The 19,596-nt window shown below is 44.7% G+C and carries 13 protein-coding genes and 7 pseudogenes; 12 read left to right on the top strand and 8 right to left on the bottom strand.

Going from position 1 to position 19,596, the window contains the following annotated elements; genetic code table 11:
- The first annotated feature begins 7 nt into the window (after window positions 1–7).
- Window positions 8–616: a MarC family protein gene (locus FTU67_RS05700; protein WP_005177911.1), complete on the top strand. Its 609-nt coding sequence runs from the start codon at window positions 8–10 to the stop codon at window positions 614–616.
- A gap of 78 nt (window positions 617–694) precedes the next feature.
- On the opposite strand, the pseudogene FTU67_RS14265 reads toward FTU67_RS05700, so the two are convergent.
- Window positions 695–832 (bottom strand): annotated as a pseudogene (locus FTU67_RS14265) (IS982 family transposase); the annotation flags it as partial.
- A gap of 54 nt (window positions 833–886) precedes the next feature.
- On the opposite strand from FTU67_RS14265, the pseudogene FTU67_RS05695 reads away from it, so the two are divergent.
- Window positions 887–985, top strand: a pseudogene (locus FTU67_RS05695) (IS1 family transposase); the annotation flags it as partial.
- A 14-nt stretch (window positions 986–999) separates the two neighbouring features.
- Here the strand turns inward: FTU67_RS05695 and FTU67_RS05690 are convergent.
- A pseudogene (locus tag FTU67_RS05690) lies at window positions 1,000–1,484 on the bottom strand (IS3 family transposase); the annotation flags it as partial.
- 27 nt (window positions 1,485–1,511) lie between these two features.
- Between FTU67_RS05690 and FTU67_RS05685 the strand changes: the two are divergent.
- From FTU67_RS05685 to FTU67_RS05665, 5 genes and pseudogenes are all read left to right on the top strand, one after another.
- A pseudogene (locus tag FTU67_RS05685) lies at window positions 1,512–2,000 on the top strand (IS3 family transposase); the annotation flags it as partial.
- A 171-nt stretch (window positions 2,001–2,171) separates the two neighbouring features.
- Window positions 2,172–3,632 carry a TolC family protein gene (locus FTU67_RS05680; RefSeq protein ID WP_127800761.1) on the top strand — a complete coding sequence of 487 codons (1,461 nt, stop codon included), beginning with the start codon at window positions 2,172–2,174 and terminating at the stop codon, window positions 3,630–3,632.
- Between the two features lie 11 nt (window positions 3,633–3,643).
- Window positions 3,644–4,774, top strand: a complete 1,131-nt coding sequence (locus FTU67_RS05675; protein WP_005177920.1) for an HlyD family secretion protein — start codon at window positions 3,644–3,646, stop codon at window positions 4,772–4,774.
- The gene (locus FTU67_RS05670) at window positions 4,774–5,904 is read left to right on the top strand and encodes an ABC transporter permease (protein WP_180061527.1); all 1,131 of its coding nucleotides are present in this window, start codon (window positions 4,774–4,776) and stop codon (window positions 5,902–5,904) included. The genes FTU67_RS05675 and FTU67_RS05670 overlap by 1 nt, the downstream gene beginning before the upstream one ends.
- The gene (locus FTU67_RS05665; RefSeq protein WP_180061526.1) at window positions 5,901–7,001 is read left to right on the top strand and encodes an ABC transporter permease; all 1,101 of its coding nucleotides are present in this window, start codon (window positions 5,901–5,903) and stop codon (window positions 6,999–7,001) included. The genes FTU67_RS05670 and FTU67_RS05665 overlap by 4 nt, the downstream gene beginning before the upstream one ends.
- Window positions 7,002–7,554: 553 nt before the next feature.
- Here the strand turns inward: FTU67_RS05665 and FTU67_RS05660 are convergent.
- A pseudogene (locus FTU67_RS05660) lies at window positions 7,555–8,458 on the bottom strand (aldehyde dehydrogenase family protein); the annotation flags it as partial.
- Window positions 8,459–8,635: 177 nt separating this feature from the next.
- Here FTU67_RS05660 and FTU67_RS05655 point away from each other — a divergent pair.
- Window positions 8,636–9,520, top strand: coding sequence for a LysR family transcriptional regulator (locus FTU67_RS05655; protein ID WP_180061525.1), 885 nt, complete (start codon window positions 8,636–8,638; stop codon window positions 9,518–9,520).
- Window positions 9,521–9,652: 132 nt separating this feature from the next.
- The gene (locus FTU67_RS05650; RefSeq protein WP_180061524.1) at window positions 9,653–10,330 is read left to right on the top strand and encodes a type 1 glutamine amidotransferase domain-containing protein; all 678 of its coding nucleotides are present in this window, start codon (window positions 9,653–9,655) and stop codon (window positions 10,328–10,330) included.
- Between the two features lie 80 nt (window positions 10,331–10,410).
- Here FTU67_RS05650 and aliA read toward each other — a convergent pair whose 3' ends face one another.
- From aliA to FTU67_RS05630, 4 genes are all read right to left on the bottom strand, one after another.
- Window positions 10,411–12,066: a cyclohexanecarboxylate-CoA ligase gene (aliA, locus tag FTU67_RS05645; protein ID WP_180061523.1), complete on the bottom strand. Its 1,656-nt coding sequence runs from the start codon at window positions 12,064–12,066 to the stop codon at window positions 10,411–10,413.
- A gap of 162 nt (window positions 12,067–12,228) precedes the next feature.
- Entirely contained in the window at window positions 12,229–13,386 is a 1,158-nt protein-coding gene (gene aliB / locus FTU67_RS05640) for a cyclohexanecarboxyl-CoA dehydrogenase (protein WP_180061522.1), read from the bottom strand.
- Between the two features lie 13 nt (window positions 13,387–13,399).
- A complete protein-coding gene (gene badI, locus FTU67_RS05635; RefSeq protein WP_160240978.1) occupies window positions 13,400–14,182 on the bottom strand; it encodes a 2-ketocyclohexanecarboxyl-CoA hydrolase in 783 nt (260 codons plus the stop codon).
- A gap of 72 nt (window positions 14,183–14,254) precedes the next feature.
- On the bottom strand, window positions 14,255–15,022 hold the full coding sequence (locus FTU67_RS05630) for a glucose 1-dehydrogenase (protein ID WP_180061521.1): 768 nt from the start codon (window positions 15,020–15,022) through the stop codon (window positions 14,255–14,257).
- 424 nt (window positions 15,023–15,446) lie between these two features.
- On the opposite strand from FTU67_RS05630, the gene FTU67_RS05625 reads away from it, so the two are divergent.
- On the top strand, window positions 15,447–15,944 hold the full coding sequence (locus FTU67_RS05625) for a MarR family winged helix-turn-helix transcriptional regulator (protein ID WP_005177946.1): 498 nt from the start codon (window positions 15,447–15,449) through the stop codon (window positions 15,942–15,944).
- Between the two features lie 89 nt (window positions 15,945–16,033).
- On the opposite strand, the pseudogene FTU67_RS05620 reads toward FTU67_RS05625, so the two are convergent.
- A pseudogene (locus FTU67_RS05620) lies at window positions 16,034–17,304 on the bottom strand (MFS transporter).
- Between the two features lie 358 nt (window positions 17,305–17,662).
- Here FTU67_RS05620 and FTU67_RS05615 point away from each other — a divergent pair.
- Together FTU67_RS05615 and FTU67_RS05610 are read left to right on the top strand one after the other, a co-directional pair.
- Window positions 17,663–18,886: a CaiB/BaiF CoA-transferase family protein gene (locus FTU67_RS05615; protein ID WP_005177978.1), complete on the top strand. Its 1,224-nt coding sequence runs from the start codon at window positions 17,663–17,665 to the stop codon at window positions 18,884–18,886.
- A gap of 135 nt (window positions 18,887–19,021) precedes the next feature.
- Window positions 19,022–19,596 (top strand): annotated as a pseudogene (locus FTU67_RS05610) (IS4-like element ISAbe18 family transposase); the annotation flags it as partial.

The following is a 19,596-nucleotide window of genomic DNA, read 5'->3' as shown; positions in this document are numbered from 1 at the left end:
CTGTAGGATGTCTGAATCGCTTCACGCCTTTGCACTGTTTTTCTCATTATTAAACCCGTTTTTAATGAGTATTTATATGCTCGGCATTATCCGTAATTCCGAGGCCCGAGTGTTTAATCGCGCCCTGATTCAGGGCAGTTTAATCAGCTTTGTGGTGTTTATTATTTTCGCCAAAACCGGTGAAGCCTTTTTTCATGATGTCCTGCATGTCCGTTTTGAATCTTTCCAGATTTTTGGCGGGATTATTTTTCTGGTGATTGGTTATCGCTATGTGTTTGAAGGCGCCGATACCATTGGGGTGATGCGCGGTGCGCCACATCATTTGGCCGGCACCATTGCCATGCCGTTTATGATTGGCCCGGGAACCATCAGCGCCGCGGTCATTACCGGAATTCAGCTAAGCCTGTGGCAACTGGTGCTGGTGATTTTTGTGACGCTATTTCTGACCTGTAGCCTGCTTATTTTAATGAAATATGCGCATGATCATTTGCAGCATAAACATTCCAATTATATTGATTTGTATGTCGATATTGTCGGGCGTCTGGCTGCCTTGCTGATTGGGACCATTGCCATTGATATGATTGTGACCGGTGTCAGCGGAATTATGCAGAGCTAAAATAACCTGAGTTCGATGAAATCCACTTAGCCTTTTAGCATATTTTGGAAAGTTGGCTTATTGGGGTTCAAACAATAAAGCAGATTTCCAGAATGGAACGATCATTTGGCAATAAAAATATTTGAAGAATCTAAAACCGGATTGATGAAATAAAATGACAATGGTCATTTCTTCAGACAAGCTTAAAGCTGACTTTTTCAACCTGGTTTTTTGGTGGTGTTTCAAAAAGTATGCTGAAAAAAACAGGTTGGCTTTTGATAAGATAGTGAGATGCAAATAACACTAGAAATCAAATGTCCAACCTGTCTAAGTGACAGTATAAAGAAAAATGGCCTCAAACTATATGGCAAGCAAAACTATCAATGTGAATAGCCACCAAAATTCTAGACACACATAATCATCTTTTGATGGGCCTTTTCATAATCTAATGGAGAACGCTGATCATTGGAACCATGCCTGCGTTTTGTATTGTAGAACATCTCAATATATTCAAAGATATCAGACCTAGCCTCAGTTCTTGATGCATATATTTTCTTTTTGATCCTCTCTCGTTTTAACAGTTGAAAAAAGCTCTCGGCAACAGCATTGTCATGGCATGAGCAGTGTACTGCGCAAGTCGACGACTCATACTACTTTCAAGATTATGATGCTTGAGAAATGTCTGCCATTCATGACTGGTGTATTGGCTGCCTTGGTCAGAATGGATTAGGACTTTGTTCTTTGGGTTTCTTCGCCACAAAGCCATCAATAACGCATCTAAAACCAGATCTGCCGTGATTCTGAATTTCATAGACCAGCCAACAACAAGACGTGAAAACAGGTCAATCACAACTGCGAGATATAGCCACCCTTCATAAGTGCGGATATAAGGGTGAGATTCCTTTGGTCTACTCACCCCTATATTCAAACAAATTCAGGCTGGGTCTATACCGCCTTTATTATTGATGTGTTCTCACGAGCAATTGTTGGATGGAAAGTATCTACACGGATGAATACAGATATGGTACTCGATGCACTTGAGCAAGCATTGCACGATCGAGGCATGCCAAAGAATGTGATTCATCATTCCGATAGAGGTGTTCAATATCTTTCTATTCGCTATACCAATCGTTTAGAAGCTGCAAATTTACGAGCATCAGTCGGTACAACTGGTGATTCATACGATAATGCTTTGGCTGAAACGGTGAATGGCTTATACAAAACAGAGGTGATTGAATATTTAAAAGCAGATTGGCAAGGTTTAGCAGATGTACAACTTGCGACACTCAACTGGATAGATTGGTTCAATAAAAAGCGTGTACACAGTGCACTGGGTTATGTATCGCCTTTTGAGTTTGAAGCAATGTACTATGATAAGATTAACCCGTTAGGTCAGGTGGCCTAACTTAAATAAAAAAGTCTCCGACAAACCCGGTACGGTTCAGATAGGCTTGTGCAACAAAGCCATACAGATGTAAAAGAAACAATACTATAACTTTACACTAGTTCTATCTGCGAACCTTTGATTTATACTAGCCGGATAACATCACCGGCTTTAAATCAGTTTAGCGACTTTATGAACTTAAAGAAAAATAAAAGACAGCTTGTCTGGGGTTTAAATCTGCTTGCATCGATGATGTATGGCAGCTTTGCTCATGCGCAGAGCATCAGCTTTCAGGACGCTGAACGTCAGTTGTTGCAAAATTCTTATAGCAGCCAAGCCTATCAAAGTCTGGAACAGGCTTCAAAACTTGAAGCTGAAGCAGTGAAAGGTATAGGTCTGCCACGAGTCGACCTGAATGTTCGTGCGTATGCCTTTCATAATGAACTCGATCTGCCTTTGGGTGCATTAAAAAATAATTTAGAGCAATCCTTAACGGATGGTGTAAATAATAGAATTGATGAACTGAACTTAGGGGGGCTGGCTGACCCGCTAAAAAATAGTCTAAGACAACCTATTCAAAATGGGGTGGGCTTAATTCCTGATAGTTCGCATGTCGTGCTGGATGATCAGGTGATTCGCCCGACGATTTCAGTCATGATGCCGCTTTATACCGGTGGGCTGACAAGCAGCGCTAAAGAAATCGCCAATATTCAGGTCGGTCGTAGTCAGCTCAGCAACAAACAGCAGCAAGACACGCAGCGTTTTGAACTGATTCAAAGTTATTTTAATGTACAGCTCCAAAAGCAACTGCATGCAGCTGCGCTGTTTAATCTGAATGCCATGCAGCAGCATTATCGCAATGCCTTAAAGATGGAACAGCAAGGTTTTATCAGTAAAGGGCACCGCATGCAGTTTGAAGTGGCACGCAATAATGCCGAGCGCAGCCAGCAAAATACACAGGCCAATTTGAATGCTGCCCTGTTCCAGCTGAATAATCTGCTTCAGGAAAGTAGCATCACCGAACTTTCGACGCCTTTATTTGTCAATAAAACCGAGCCACAGGCCTTAAATCATCTGCTGAAAACCTTTAGTCAGAACTCTGCGCTGATTCAAAAAATGCAGCTGGATACTCAATTAGCTCAAGCCAATGTCAAAGCCCAGCAAGCAGCTAAAAAACCGAATGTTTTTGCTTTTGGCGAATATAGTCTGGATCAAAATGAAAACTGGATTGTCGGAGTTGCCGCACGCTATAACCTGTTTTCTGGGATCGATAAAAACAAAAATATTCAGGCTGCTGAACTCAAACGCTCTGCCACAGAACTGCTCACTGCACGCACCCAGCAGGAAATTGAAAATCTGATTTATAAATCTTATAGCGAAGCACTCAGCGCACAGCAAAGTGATGCACTTCTGGCACAAAATTTGAAAGCCGCACAGGAAAATTTACGCATCCAAGAATTGTCCTTTAAAGAAGATATGGGCACCGCCATACAGGTCATCGATGCACAAAATATGCTGAGCGGACTACGAGCCGAAACTGCCTTGAATGCTTACAAATATGTGATGTCACTGGCCACACTATTACAAAGCCATGGCTCGATTGCAGAATTTCCGAACTACATCCAACATACCAACACTCACTATATTCGCTAATGGAGCCGAACATGAACGAAGATCAAAAACCCAATGATCCTGTGAATGAAGCGGCTTCATCCAGCGATACAGAAAAATCGCCTGCGCAACAGGTAGAAACAAAAACTGAAATAGAAAACAACGCGACGACTTCGACCGAGCAACAACAAGCTCCTGAAATCGCTAAAAAGAAAAAATATTTATTGCTCGCCCTGATTCCAGTTCTGCTGGCAGTCATCGCATTTGGATTATGGAAAAGCTACCAACCGGCTCCGCTTGAATTGCAGGGTCGTGTAGAAGCTGAAACAGTTCAGGTGGCGACCAAAGTGCCAAGCCGTATTGAAGAAATTTATGTAGAAGAAGGTCAGCGAGTCAAAAAAGGCGATGTGCTGGTGCGCTTAAACAGCCCGGAAATTCAGGCCAAAAAACAGCAAGCCGCAGCGGCTTTACAATCTGCGCTGGCCTTACAATCGACTGCTGAACGTGGCTCGCAAGAAGAAAATATCGCCAGCCTGTATGCCAACTGGCAATCGCTGAAAGCACAGCAAAATTTAGCCAAAGTTTCTTATGAGCGTGGTGCAAATTTATTTAAGGAAGGTGTGATTTCACGCCAGCGCCGTGATGAATTGTATGCAGCCAGTCAATCAGCGGCACAAATGACAGAAGCAGCGTATCAGCAATACGCACGTGCCAAACGTGGCAGCACCTCGCAGCAAAAGAGTTCTGCCGATGCACAAGTAGATATTGCCCAGGCTGCGCTGGATGAAGCCAATGCATTAGAGGCAGAAACCCAATTAGTAGCACCTGTAAACGGAACGGTGTCTAAAACCTATGGCAAAGTCTCGGAGCTGGTAGCCACCGCAGTCCCTGTGGTCAGCCTGATTGAAGATCAAATGTGGGTGAGCCTGAATATTCGTGAAGACCAATATGCCCCGTTTCAGAAAATGAGCAGTATTGAAGGTTATATTCCCGCCCTAGATAAAACCGCCACTTTTAAAATCAAGCAGATCAGTGCTGAAGGTGAATTTGCCACCATTAAGACCACACGCCAAACCGGCGGTTATGATGTGCGAAGTTTTAAGCTGCATCTTGTGCCCACACCAGCGATTCCTGAACTGAAAGTCGGGATGAGCGTATTATTTAAACTGAAAGAGACCCGATAATGTGGACGGGTATATGGCGCGAACTGCGCTATCTGCTCCGCGAAAAATGGGATCTGTGTCTGGTCACGCTCGCACCTGCAATGGTGATTATTTTATTCAGCAGCATGTTTGCTCAAGGGAAACCGGATCATTTACCGATTGCGATTATTGATCAAGACCAGAGTGCGCTGAGTCAAAGCATTTATCAGCATGTGGCGCTGAATCATACTCTTAAAATTGCTACAGTGTCGGAACAAACAGCTGAAATTGAGCGCCTGTTAAATCAAAATAAAATTTGGGGTTATATCCATATTCCCAGCGGTGCCGAGCAACGTCTGGTTCGTGCCCGGGATGCTGACATCAGTATTGCCTTTAACCAGAGTTATTTCAGTATCGGAAATACCATTTCCTCTGCCATGCTGGTCAGTACCCTGCAAGCACTGGCTGAATTTAGCGGACAGCAATATCTGGGCAACCGGCTGCCTTCTCTCGAAGCACCGTCACCGCATATCAAAATATCGCCGCTGTATAATCCGCAACTAAATTATGAATTCTATCTGGAACCCTATGTCATTCCGGCAATTCTGCATTTACTGCTGTGTTGTTGTGTGGCATTTTCCGTCGGTCAGGAACTGAAGCGACAGACCTTAACAAGCTGGATTAGCAACTCGTCCATCTGGATGGCATTACTGTCTAAGAACCTGGTCTATGTGGCTATTTTTAGTCTATGGACCTGGATCTGGATGTTCTGGCTGATTGAAATTCGCGGCTGGTTTGTTGCTGGCTCGCTCGCTCTGATTCTATCGGCACAATTTCTGCTATATAGCGCTTATGCATTTTTAAGCAGTGCAGTGGTTCTGGCGACCAAAGATTTAAGTAAATCTTTTGGCATCATTGCGGTCTATGGTGGTTCATCTTTGAGTTTTGCAGGTGTGACCCTCCCTTTAAATAATGCGCCCCTGTTCACCCAGTTTTGGTCCAATATTATTCCGTTTACGCCCTATGCCAAATTACAAACTGAACAATGGGTGATTGGTAGTCCATTGCATATTTCACTGCAAGCTGGATTAATGCTGCTGATCTATGCCCTAGTCTACGCTCTGCTGGCTTATCTGTTTCTTAAAAAAATAGCTAAAGGAGCAGTCCAATGAAATCCCTCTGGTTTTACTATCTGCAAGGCTTCAAGGATATTGTCAGTCACGGCGCGATCTTTACCACGCTGATTCTATCCGTCTTATTTTACAGCTTTTTTTATCCAACCGCTTATCAGGCACAGCAGGCTGAAGCCTTACCGATTATTATTGTCGATGAAGAACAAAGTAACTTAAGCACCCGTATTATTGGTCAGGTGGCACAAAGCCCCAATGTGGAAATTGAGGCGATTACCGGCAATTTTGCCGAAGCTAAACAATGGGTTGAATCTCAAAAAGCCGATGGCATTTTACTGCTACCGGACAATTTATCGCAAAGCTTAAGGCATGGTGAAACAGGCGGCATTGGCCTGTATTTAAGCACAGCCAACTTTTTAGTGACCAAACAAATTGGTCTGGGCTTAGCCACATCGGTTGAGCAAACTTTGGCAGACTATACTGAACGCTTTGGCGAGGTCTCGGACTTTTCACCTGCCCTTTCTGTGCATCAAATTCCTTTATTTAATCCGCTATCCGGCTATGGCAGTTATGTCTTTCCTGCGGTTGCACCTTTAATTATCCACCAAACTATTCTTCTGGGTTTGAGTATGCTGATTTTGGTATATCGGGAAAGAAAAATAGAATTAAACACAAATGCATTGATTGGGATGTGTTTAGCGGTCTTTACTATTGGCTGTCTGGGATGTTTCTATTTATTCGGTTTCAGCTTCTGGCTGTTTGATTATCCGCACGGTGGCAACCTGTTCGGGATGCTACTGGCTGTTCTGGTTTTTATCTATACAATAATTGGCATGACCTGCCTATTCGCCAGTTTTCTGGATCTGCCGGAACGTGCGGGCCATGTAATTGTATTCACTTCCATTCCACTGTTCTTTTTATCTGGTGCGGCCTGGCCGCATGCTGCAATGCCTATCTGGATGCAAGTCGTTGGCGAAATCCTGCCTTCCACCCAAATTGTGCAGATGTTTATTCAACTCAATCAAATGGGTGTACCTACAGAGCTAGTCTTGCCTAAATTGCTTTATCTCGGAATGATCGGCAGCTTGTGCTTTTTCTTGGCTTATCGACGTTTAATTTCAAACTGTGGAACTTTCTAGCTTGTATATTATTGAACCTGTAAATAATTTTATGTAATTGCTTTTGATAAATTTAAAGGTGATTGCTTCACTGGTCACCGAATTCAATAATAAATCGGCTCATGGCTAAACGCCAGTCACGAATATAGGAATAGAATCTGGCTATCTATTTGCGTGATACTGGTCTGATTCTTTTTAGTAAGATGTGGCTCAAATGTACCGTCACGATCTCATGGTGCGGTGGTTCTTAATCTCCCCCATGACCGCTATATTAACCAAGGGGGTCAGTTTTACACTGCCGCTAACACGAATTACCCAAATATGTAAGGTAATTCCGCTGAGTCAGAACGAAGCTTCTGGCTCATTTACCCAATCCTGAAGACGTTATGAACAACTCTTCACTTTAATTTTGTAGGTAATCCCAGTTCCTTCGGGAGCTGGGATTAATACATATAAAGCAAAAGCTTAATCATCAAAATGAGGCTGTATTGAAACAATAATCACTGAGCCAAGTGGCTCTGATTTTATAATCAGTCCAGCGTTTAAAAATCACTGATTTAATTTAAACACTAAACATCAACGCCAAAGACAGGGCCATACAACGCTGACCAGCTGCGCCAAAGGCTGCACCAACCAAGGCATTTAAGGTCTGTTCTTTATTGGCATCCGGCATCACCACCACATGGTTTTTGGCGCCCATCATCGACTGTACCCGTTTGCCATGCTGACCTGCCAGGTTATACACATGGGTGCCGACCGCGGTTGAACCGACAAAGGAAATGGCTTTGATGTCAGAATGTGTACACAGCAGATCGACCACTTCTTTACCACCATGCACCACATTCAGTACCCCGGCAGGAACACCAGCCTGCATCGCCAGTTCGACCAGCATCATGGTTGATAGCGGATCCTGCTCCGACGGCTTTAAGACAAAAGTATTGCCGCAGACAATGGCCATCGGGAACATCCACAATGGAATCATCGCCGGGAAATTAAACGGGGTAATTCCGGCACAGACACCTAAGGGTTGCTGCATGGTATAGGTATCTACCCCGCGCGCCACGCCTTCAATATACTCACCCATTTGCAGCGAACCGACCGAGCAGGCATGTTCCACCACTTCCAGGCCATGCTGAATATCACCTTCGGCATCTGCTAATGTTTTGCCCTGTTCAGCGGTCAGGACTTGTGCAATACTTTTTAAGTTTTGACGGATCAGCTCCTGCAGTTTCAGCATAATCCGCATACGGGCCTGAATAGGTGTTTCACGCCAGCTGGCAAAAGCCTGTTGGGCTGCGGCAATGGCGGCATTGACTTCATTCTGCAGTGGCAAACGGCACCTGACCCAGAACCTCCTGGGTAGCAGGATTGACAATATCTTGCCAATGACTGGTTCTGGAGTCGATAAATTCACCATTAATCAGCAGTTTTGCCGTGGTGATGCCGGTATTCGAATGGGGATGATGAATCGCGTTCATGGTCGCTCCGTGCTGGTTTGTTATTGTCGTTTTATCTGCCTTTACTGGCTGTTTTTAACGTATTATTTTTTACGCTGTTTCAGCAGACTAACAAAGAACACTTTTGGCACCAATAGAGATTGGCGCACGACGGTTGTGCAAATTTGCACAGAGATTTAACAGGATGTTAAACATAAAATGAAAGTTGATTGGGATCACTTACGCTTTTTTCTGGTCTTGGCCCGGGCCAAAACCCTCACCAATGCTGCGCGCCTGATGGAAGTGGAACACAGCACCGTGGCACGGCGCATTCAGGCGCTGGAAAATACCTTGGGTACCCAGCTGTTTAAACGTGAAGCCAAAGGCTATGAGCTGACTGCGGAAGGTCTGGCACTGGTGCCCCGCGTCGAACAGATGGAACAGTCTTTTATCCAGATTGATAAACGCCATGACCCTTTACAAGGCCGGGTACGCATTGGTGCGCCGGAAGGTTTCGGGATGGCGTTTCTGGCCCGGCTGCTGGCGGAGTTTTCACAGCATTATCCTTCGCTGACTATTGACCTGATTCCGGTGCCAAAAACCATCAAACTTTCACATCGTGAGGCCGATATTGTCATTTCAATTGACCGGCCCAAATCCGGGCCTTATATCATTACCCGACTCTCAAATTACTGTTTAAAACTGTACAGCAGTCAAAGCTATTTACAGCAAAATCCACCAATTCGGCAGCTGGAAGATCTGAAAAAGCACCGATTTGTCGATTATATTGATGATCTGGTGTATAGCTCGGCGCTGTATTCGCTGGAACGTTTGCCGCTGCAAGTGACAGCCTGTTTTCGCAGTAACAGTATTCTGGCCCAGCAGATTGCGGTCAGTACCGGCGCCGGACTGGCAATTTTGCCGCGATTTCTGGTGCATGATAAACCCGATCTGCAAGAAGTTCTGGGCGATCAGGTCAGTTTTACCCATACCTTCTGGATGTTGACCCTAGTTGATTTACAGCATGAGCCGAAAATCAAACTGGTCTGGGATTTCCTGCGCAAACAGGCCGATGTGCAGCAGGCCCTGTTAATGGGCACTTAAAATCCTTTGCAGTATCTGGAGATTGACACATGCCGATACAGCAACTGAACGTATCACAACACTTAGCGCCCATTACGCTTGCTAAATTAACAGCCGATGAACCGAATAATATGAACCATTCAGGAAAATGATATGAAGATTCTCATCGTGCTGACCTCTCATGACCGTCTGGGTGATACAGGCAAACAGACCGGTTTCTGGCTGGAAGAACTGGCCGCCCCTTATTATGCTTTTGTTGATGCTGGCGCCGAGGTGACCTTGGCCTCTCCTAAAGGTGGTCAACCGCCTCTTGATCCGAAAAGTAATGAACCCGATGCTCAGACCAAAGCCACCGAGCGTTTTAAGGCGGATACCGCCGCCATGCAAGATCTGGCGCAGACACGCAAACTCAGTGAGGTGTCGATTGCCGATTTTGATGCCGTGTTTTATCCGGGCGGTCATGGACCCTTATGGGATTTGGCCGAAGACCCGGACTCCATCTCTTTGATTGAACAAACATTGCAAGCAAATAAACCGGTGGCGTTGGTCTGTCATGCGCCGGGAGTATTACGTCATGTCAAAGCACAGGATGGCCAACTGCTGGTCAAAGGCAAGACTGTAACCGGTTTTAGCAATACAGAAGAAGATGCAGTTGGGCTAACCAATATTGTGCCCTTTTTAGTTGAAGATATGCTGAAAGAATACGGCGGGCAATATTCAAAAGCCGAGGACTGGCAGGTGCATGTACAGCAAGATGGTTTGCTGATTACCGGACAGAATCCGGCCTCCTCAGAGGCGACCGCAGAAGCGTTATTGAAATTCTCGAAATAAGCATAGCCATCGTTTTTGTGCTTAATAGAAAACTCCTGAATGGATTATTCAGGAGTTTATTTTTTCTAGATAAATGAGATTTAACTGGCAGATGTAATATGCTGGGCCAGCATTTCCCGAAGTTTAAATTTCTGGATTTTCCCTGATGGGGTCATTGGAATTTCATCCCAGATTTCTAAACGCTCTGGAATATACTGAATTGCCAGATTGTGTGCTTTCAGGAACTCGACCAGATCCTTTAACTGCATGGTTTGCGTGCCTTCTTTGAGCTTCACGATGGCGCAGGCTTTTTCACCCAGCCGTTCATCTGCATACGGAATTAATGCCACGGTCGCTACATCTGGATGCAGGTAGATCAACGATTCAACTTCGGCCACCGGAATATTTTCACCACCGCGAATAATTACATCTTTTTTACGTCCGGCAATGCGGATATAACCCTGCTCGTCCAGGTAGGCAATATCACCGGTATCAAACCAGTCATCTTCACTGGTTTCATTTAAATGCGGGCGTTTCAGATAGCCACCAAAATTCGAACAACTCCGGATCATTAGTGTGCCTGATTGATGCGGTGCTAATTCCTCGCCATCATCCCCCACCACTTTGACTTCAACACCAGGAAGTGGCAGACCGTCAGTATTAAATGAACGCTCATCATCATCTTCCGGACGAGTCGTAGTCACAGCACCACACTCGGTCATGCCCCAAGCGGAAATCACTTTCACACCGATGTTTTGACGCGCTTTTTGTACCAGCGTGCTTGGAATAGGTGCGCCTGCACACAGGAATATTTTCAAACTATCTAAAGATTTGTGACTATTGAGTACCGCTTCAGATAAGTCATTTAAGAATGGCGTCGAAGCCATGGTGAAGGTCGCCTGATGCTTGTGAATCAGATCAATGGCAGTATTGACCTCCCAGACATCCAGCAATACCGCTTTGGCTTTTAACAGCACTGGCATGATCAGGCCATACATAAAGCCAGTTTGATGTGCCATCGGTGATCCCATGAAAATCACATCATTCTGGTTTAAATGCAAACGCTTGGCATAAGGTACGATATTGGAAAATAAAGTGTTCGCAGTATGCATCACACCTTTGGGTTCACCTGTGGTACCTGAGGTAAACACCAGTTGTGCAATATCATCGGCTGTGATGGTGACATCATTCAGGGTATTCAGGATTTGTGGATCTTGATCCAGTCCATGGTTAAGCAATAAATTTTCAAAACTGTTCTCGCCTTCACCACCGACGACAATAATCTGTTCCAGGCTCTCAATATTTTTCTGTAATTGATCGGCCAGTTTTTCATGGTCAAACTTACGGAACACTTTCGGTACGATAAAGACCTTACTTTCCGTATGTTTCAGCATAAATGAAAGCTCACGCTCTCGGAAAATCGGCATCAGCGGATTCAGGATGGCACCAATCCGACGACACGCAATATACAATAAAGTGAACTCCCACCAGTTGGGGAGTTGGCAAGACACAATATCCTGTTTCTGTACACCTAACTGTTTTAATCCCAACGAAATTTTATTGGCTGTCTCCAGCATTTCCCGGTAAGTAAAACTTTGCTCTGACTGACTTTCAGTTTTATAGCTGACCAAGGCAATTTTATCTGGATCTTGCTGTACCGCTTCATTCAATGATTGAAGAATGGTCTTATTTAACCAATAACCTTGTTGCAACATTTTTTCCCGGCGTGGGGGTAAAAGAACCGCATCGAAATCCATTCTATAACTCCAATTTTATAATTATCTACCTGTTCTCTTGGTCAGACCGCACAATCGTCGTCAGCCCGAAAATTGCAGATACAAACTCTGCTATGCAGATGACTCAAACTTCTATTTGTGTCATCTGCAGGATTGATCACGCATCCACGTCATCGGTTTACATCAAGCTGGAACAGCTTTGCGTCCGGCTTTTTTACGCGCAATAATGGTTTTCATAATTTGCGCAGTGCCATCACCAATTTGGAAGCCCAGTACATCGCGCATGCGCTGCTCCATTACTCCACGGTCATAGCCTGCATGGCCAAAGGTCAGTAAGCATTGATGAATCACATCATAGGCCAGTTTCGGCCCCCACCATTTACACATACCTGCTTCAGAGGTATGTGGTAAATGGTTGTCTTTCAGCCATAACGTTTGCAGACACAATAACCGGGCAGCTTCGACCTGGGTTTCATATTCAGCCAGAGGATGCGAAATACCTTGAAATGCCGTGAGTGGCTGGCCAAAAGCTTCGCGCTGCGCTGCATATTCCCAGGCTTCATCCAGGCTCACCCGCGCCACTGCCAACACCTGTAAACCAATTAAGGCACGGGAAAAGTCAAATCCTTGCATAACCTGGACAAACCCTTTGTTTTCATCTCCCAGGCGATGATTGACCGGAACCCGAACGTTATCAAAGAAAATGGAACCGCGACCAATGGCACGCTGGCCATGACAATCAAAACGTGTGGTGCTAATACCCGGCAAGTCCATCGGCACCAGCAATGCCGTTACGCCATGTGCACCATCTTCAACCGAACCGGTACGTCCAAACACCACCGATGCATCAGCCTGATCGGCTGCAGAAATCGAGGTTTTTTCACCATTAATGACATATTCATCTCCCTCACGTTCAATTTTTAAACGCAAGCTGGCGGCATCTGAACCCCCACGTGGCTCGGTGAGTGCAATTGAGAAAATGGCTTCACCTGCGGTCAGCTTTCTCAGCCACGGTTCCACCACCTCAGGTTGACCATGTTCCGCCAGAATCTGTCCATTTAAGGAAGCCAGCAAGTTAATATAGGAAAAACTTAAATCGGCCTTGGCCACCGCTTCATGAATAATACCCGCAGCCAGCCGGCCCATGCCCTGGCCGCCGTATTGTTCTGGAAGTTCCGGTGCAATAAAGCCCATCTCTCCCATTTTTTTGACCAGTTCACGGTCAAAGACGCGGCTTTGATCACGCTCCAAAAAACCCGGAGCAATATATTTCTGTGCAAACTTTTCAACGGTTTCAGCTAAGAATTCTAAATCTTCGGTGATGTAAGGATTTTTACTCATGGTTTGTTTCTCCTTACTTAAAGAATTTACGGAATTCGGGCTGACGTTTTTCTTTCAGTGCATTAACACCTTCACGTGATTCTTCGGTGTCGTAATACAATTTCAGTGCATACATGCCCATGCCTGCAATACCTGCCTGATGCGCAGTATCCATGTTGAAACTACGCTTGGCAATGGCAATCGCAGTCGGACTACGCTGACAGATTTCTTCAGCCCATGCCTGTACTTCGGTATCCAGTTGATCGGCTGGGACACATTTATTTGCCAAACCTATTTCAACTGCTTCTTGCCCGCTATAACGACGGCACATATACCAGATTTCACGGGCTTTTTTCTCACCGACCACACGAGCCAAGTAGGCAGTACCATAGCCAGGATCGACCGAACCCATTTTCGGGCCTACCTGACCAAAAATAGCTTTGTCTGAACAGATGGTCAGGTCACAAATCGTTGCCAGAACGTTGCCGCCACCAATCGCATAGCCTTGTACGCGGGCAATCACAGGTTTCGGTACATCTCGGATCGCAGTATGTAATTCTTCCATTGGCAAGCCAATCGTGCCACGGCCATCATAATTACCATCATGTGCAGATTGATCTCCACCAGTACAGAAGGCTTTTTCGCCCGCGCCCGTCAGTACGATGGCACCGATTTCACGGTCATAGCCTGCTTTGTTGAGTGCACGGATAATTTCATCACAGGTTTGTCCGCGAAAAGCATTCATTTTTTCTGGGCGGTTAATGGTGATCCAGGCCACGCCGTTTTTCACTTCATATAAAATATCTTCAAAATTCATGGTTATACTTCCTGTATTAATCCTATCTGTACTCATCTGATTTTATTTTTGACCTTTAATGCGGGTTTCGACTTAGCCACTCATGGTTAAACCACCTGAAACACTCAGCACCTGTCCGGTAATAAAGCTGGCATCTTCACTTAAAAAGAAGGCAATTGCAGAGGCCAAATCTTCAGGTTGCCCCAAACGGCCCAGTGGAATTGAGCGGATAAAGGCTTCCCGTAATTTTTCCGGATTCGATGCACCTTCGGTCACGCCAGCCAAGAGTGCTGTATCGGTTGGACCCGGGCAAATCACATTAATCTTGATGTTATGACGCGAATGCTCACGTGCCAGCGTTTTCGAAAATGACAGCAGTCCACCTTTACAGGCCGCATAAACCGCTTCACCTGAAGAACCGACGCGCGCAGCATCTGATGCAATATTGACGATACTGCCCGTATTACGCTCAACCATGCCCTTCAGGACAGCAAAATGCATATTCAGCATACCAACCAGATTAATCTGGATCAGCTTGTCCCATTCCTGTGGATTGGTTTTAACAAAAGGCTTAAAAATATCCCAACCGGCATTATTGACTAGGCCATCTACCGGCCCCAGCTGGCTTTCGACCTGCTGTACAGCCTGCTCAACTGTAATGTGATTGGTAATATCACACTGTACTGCCAATGCCTGACCGTTCTGCTGGTTAATCTCCTGCGCCAACTGCTCTGCTGCGGTCATATTCATATCAAAGATTGCGACTTTAGCGCCCTCTTCTGCCAGCCGGCGACAGGTTGCTGAACCAATTCCACCTGCACCGCCTGTCACAATAACCACTTTATCCTTTAAGCCTTTCATTTATGTCTCCCTGCGCTGTTCTTATGCCAATTTGCCTGGCCGTTTTTTATTCAATACCCATGTTCTTTACAATAGGAGTAGAATAATTTTATGTCAATACATTTACATAAAATAAAATTTAAAATTAATTTAAATTAAATATATCAATTATTTATGATTTATTAAAAATAAACACATTGACATAAATTGGCTTTAACCTTAAGTTTTATGCGTAAAGCAAGCAGATGTGACAGAACCAAGAAAGAGGATGGTTCATCTATACAGTACTGAACGGAGGCGCAAAAATGTGGGCACGACCAGCAAAGAAAAATTGCTGATCCCCTTTGAATTACAGCCAGATAGAAAACAGAGTCTGATTTATACAAGATACCTTTTGAGTATAATGCAGCTTATTGAATGAATTTGATCAGGGTGGTCTTTTAGAATGACTGATGCTCTAACAAAAAAATATGATCAATCCTTATATTCCGCCCACAATAGACTTTTTTTTAGACTGTTTCAGGTGGGAAATACACTGGACCGCAAATGCTCCAACGAATTGGGGATTTCTCCGGTGCACTGGGCAGTTTTAGGGGCTTTGTCTCGCCCACGGGTTCTATCCGGAATGTCATTTTCCGATTTAACCGACTATCTGGGTGTGAGCCGTCAAAACCTGGATGCCGTATTAAAACGGCTGGAACGCGAAGGTCTGGTACAGCGCGTGATTAATGAACAGGACCGCCGTGCAAAAAATGTTGCGCTGACCGATGCAGGTCTTAAAACCTGGGACAGCCTGCAAGATGACTTCTTTAATTTTTATGGCCAGGCTTTAAATACATTGGCCTTTGATGATGTGGTGACTCTGATTCACCTGTTAAACAAAGTGAATGATGGGCTAAAGAGCATTCAAATTGCCCAGAAGAATACTGCTTCGGACGTTTGATTAAACATTGAAGATAAGACTTCTGGAATCAAAAAAATGAGCCTTTCAAGGCTCATTTTTTTATTACTTGATCAGCTGATTTAAAAACTCTAAGCCTTTTGCGGGTCGTATTGACGATCTTTAATAAAGATTCCTGATACTGCACCACATAAGAAATAGGCGCCGCCCATAATCAGGAAGCCTAAACCAATTGATCCTCCACTCGCCGCTGCACCAATAATTGCAGGTGCAAACATGGCACCAATACGCCCGGCATTATAGGCACCGCCAACCGCGGTACCACGAATGGAAGTTGCAAAACTTTCAGTCATATACGTCGCATTAATGGCATACGGAATACCGTACAGGAAACCAAAGAAAATGAGCAGATAGGCAATATTGTCCGGGCTATTAAACAGCACAATCACTGGCAGGAAGATCGCGGTCCCAATTGCACCAAAGGAAAATACAAAACGACGGCCTAAACGGTCTGCAGCAAAACCGGCCAGAACTTTACCGAAAATCATGGCGACATAGGTCCCAATCATATAGCCCGCCATTGATTTAAAATCCATATGTAACTCGGATTCTAAATAAGCTGGCATCCAGTTGTTTACTCCGTAATAGCCAAACTGTAAAAAGCCGGCAGTGAGAATCCATAAAATAAACATTCTACGGTTACGCGGGTCTGCAAAAATCTCTTTAACTGTACTCTTTTTCTCAGGCTGTTTGACTTGAGTTTCAGCAGGCCCATACAAGCGCTGTAATCTTGCACGTTGCCAAGATTCTGGTTCTGGCACCAGTTTCTGAATAAAAATCGCCAGCACCGATGGAATAATGGCAATAAAGAACAGCATACGCCAGCCATATTCCGGAATAATCCAGCCGGCCAGTACGGTTGCCACAATATAACCCACTGTCCAGCCGGCTTGCAGGGTTCCCAATACTGTGGTGCGATATTCGGTCGGTACATACTCTGCCATGAGTGTATTCGCTGCAATATACAGTGAACCAATACCAAAGGCAGACAAAAAGCGCAGAATGGCGAACTGTTCAAAATTTTGGGTAAAGCCCAGTGCGGCTGTTAAAATTGAAAAGATTAAGATTGAAATCACTACCGTCCGAACCCGACCCAACCGGTCGCAGGCCAGCCACCAAGAAAACCACCTACGGCCATGCCGGCCAGCGTCGCGCTTCCCAGGGCACCAGCCTGTAAATTGCTTAAGCCAAATTCTGCTTTCAGACTGTTTAAGCTAAAGGAGAGCAAGAGCATGTCTGCCCCATCGACCAGCAGCGCCAGAAAGGCAAATACAAATGCAATTTGCTGGGTTCTTTTGGTGGTGGGTTGAATCTTTTTTAGCTCAGTTACCAAATCCGTCATGAATTAAATATCCTTGTTCTTTCTATTCCTTGTTTATTTTTCAGTTGCTTATCGCTCACGAAGTTCCTGATGTGAGCCTATTGTTGTGCTGCGTTTTTCAATCCATAGCTGTGCTGCTCCTGATCTTTTTGTTGCTGTCATGAAGACTTCTCAGCCTCTGTTTGTTTTTTGGTCGTTCTTTTTAGCTCACTCAGGGTAGACAAGATAAAAGTAATTTTAAACAAATTTTGATATATTATTTTGTTATACGAAATTAACGGTCGCATAGTTGAGTTTTGGATCGTTTTAATATAGGTTTACTGTGATTATTAAAATATGTAGACATGAAATAAAAACGGAACAAGGAGTGTGAGAATAGATGGGTGCTTTAACAGGCTTTCGGGTATTGGATCTCAGCCGTATTTTGGCTGGACCTTGGTGTAGTCAAATTCTGGCCGATCTGGGTGCAGAAGTAATTAAAATTGAAAAGCCTGATCATGGCGATGATACGCGCATCTGGGGACCGCCCTGGCTTAAAAACAACCAGCAACAAGATACCCATGAATCTGCCTATTATCTTTCGGCCAATCGTGGCAAACATTCCGTAGCTGTTGATCTATCAACCCCGGAAGGCCAGCAGATTATTAAAAAAATTGCTGAAACCAGTGATGTGGTCATTGAAAACTATAAAGCTGGTTCTTTGAAAAAATATGGTCTGGACTATGAAAGCCTGAGCCATATAAACCCGCGTCTGGTGTATTGTTCGATTACCGGTTTTGGCCAGCATGGTCCACGTGCTCATGAACCGGGTTATGACTTTATTATTCAAGGCATGGGCGGCATGATGAGCGTTACCGGTGAACGCGATGATTTACCCGGTGGCGGCCCGCAAAAAGCTGGATTGGCTTTTGCCGATCTGACCACCGGTTTATATTCTGCAATTGCCATTCAGGCCGCCTTACTGTCGCGTGAAAAAACCGGTGAAGGCCAACATATTGATATGGCCCTGTTAGATACTCAGGTGGCCTCTTTATCGGTGCTGGCCATGAATTATTTGACCTCAGGCAAAGTGCCGGGCCGTTTTGGTAATGCACATGCCAATATTGTGCCTTATCAGGTATTTAAGGCGCAGGAAGGCGAATTTATTATTGCCTGCGGCAATGATCAGCAGTTCTTGGCGCTGTGTGATGCCATAGGCCTACCTGAAGTACCGAAAGATCCGCGTTTTAGTCGCAACTCTGGCCGAGTGATGCATCGTGAAGAAGTCACCCAAATTTTACAGCAACATTTTTATACCCAACCGGCCAAAACCTGGGTCGATTTAATTCACGCCGTCAAGGTCCCTGTGGGCATGATCAATAACCTGCAACAGACTCTGGAAGAAGAACAGGTGCTGGCACGTGAAATGGTAATTCAGATGCCGCATACCCTGCGCGAAGATTACACCTCAATTGGCTCGCCAATTAAACTGTCCAAAACCCCGGTTGAATATAAAAAAGCCCCACCGTGCTTAGGTGAAGATACCGACAATATCTTAAGCCAGTTTTTAAGCGCAGAAGAAATGCAGGCATATAAAGCCAAAAAGATTATCCAGCAGCGCTAAGGCGGCATCCCACCGACAATAAAAAAGGAATCCTCTGATCACTGCTGTCCCATAGTTTGCTTTAAATAAAAAACCTGAGTCCTAACAGTTAAAATATGAGTGCAAACAAACACTTTAACGACCAGGATTCAGGTTTTGTCACATCAGAATACCGTATTTCATGAGCTAATTAAACCTGTTGTGCGACAGGATTTTGAACAACTTGCTAAAGTACACCATGTTGGACAGAAATTTAGAGCGGCTTCCCGGTGGGATCAGTTTATTGCCATATTGATGTCTCAATTCTCTTGTAGGCAAAGTCTGAGAGATATTCAATCCAATTTGGAGTGCCAACAGGAAAAGCTGAGTCATCTCGGAGCAAAGTCTATTCCCCGAAGCACGCTGGCACGAATCAATGAGCAGCAGCCTGCTGCCTTGTATCAACAGCTATTTTACAAGTTGCTTAAATACTATGAACACTCAAAAGTAGCTCATAAATTTCGCTTTAAGAATCCCTTGTATTCCTTGGATGCCAGTCATATTGACCTGTCGCTTTCCTTATGTGAATGGGCCAAAGTTCACGACTCAAAAGCCAGCATGAAACTCAGTATAGGATTGAATCACAGCAATGATATTCCTGAGTTTGTTGCAGTTGAAAATGGCAAAGAAAATGACATGGTACAAGGCCGCAAATTCCAGTTTCCTGCTGGCAGCATTGTAGTTTTTGATAA

It is taken from the genome of Acinetobacter sp. YH12132 (assembly GCF_013418645.1).
Classification (GTDB): Bacteria; Pseudomonadota; Gammaproteobacteria; order Pseudomonadales; family Moraxellaceae; genus Acinetobacter; species Acinetobacter indicus.
The sequence above is the reverse complement of the archived record's forward strand: the minus strand, read 5'-3'. Positions and strand labels throughout refer to the sequence as shown.

Bases quoted from the DNA above. Each gene is read 5' to 3' on its own strand.
- FTU67_RS05700 (WP_005177911.1), top strand. From the start codon at position 8: ATGTCTGAATCGCTTCACGCCTTTGCACTGTTTTTCTCATTATTAAAC.
- FTU67_RS05680 (WP_127800761.1), top strand. From the start codon at position 2,172: ATGAACTTAAAGAAAAATAAAAGACAGCTTGTCTGGGGTTTAAATCTG.
- FTU67_RS05675 (WP_005177920.1), top strand. From the start codon at position 3,644: ATGAACGAAGATCAAAAACCCAATGATCCTGTGAATGAAGCGGCTTCA.
- FTU67_RS05670 (WP_180061527.1), top strand. From the start codon at position 4,774: ATGTGGACGGGTATATGGCGCGAACTGCGCTATCTGCTCCGCGAAAAA.
- FTU67_RS05665 (WP_180061526.1), top strand. From the start codon at position 5,901: ATGAAATCCCTCTGGTTTTACTATCTGCAAGGCTTCAAGGATATTGTC.
- FTU67_RS05655 (WP_180061525.1), top strand. From the start codon at position 8,636: ATGAAAGTTGATTGGGATCACTTACGCTTTTTTCTGGTCTTGGCCCGG.
- FTU67_RS05650 (WP_180061524.1), top strand. From the start codon at position 9,653: ATGAAGATTCTCATCGTGCTGACCTCTCATGACCGTCTGGGTGATACA.
- aliA (WP_180061523.1), bottom strand. From the start codon at position 12,066: ATGGATTTCGATGCGGTTCTTTTACCCCCACGCCGGGAAAAAATGTTG.
- aliB (WP_180061522.1), bottom strand. From the start codon at position 13,386: ATGAGTAAAAATCCTTACATCACCGAAGATTTAGAATTCTTAGCTGAA.
- badI (WP_160240978.1), bottom strand. From the start codon at position 14,182: ATGAATTTTGAAGATATTTTATATGAAGTGAAAAACGGCGTGGCCTGG.
- FTU67_RS05630 (WP_180061521.1), bottom strand. From the start codon at position 15,022: ATGAAAGGCTTAAAGGATAAAGTGGTTATTGTGACAGGCGGTGCAGGT.
- FTU67_RS05625 (WP_005177946.1), top strand. From the start codon at position 15,447: ATGACTGATGCTCTAACAAAAAAATATGATCAATCCTTATATTCCGCC.
- FTU67_RS05615 (WP_005177978.1), top strand. From the start codon at position 17,663: ATGGGTGCTTTAACAGGCTTTCGGGTATTGGATCTCAGCCGTATTTTG.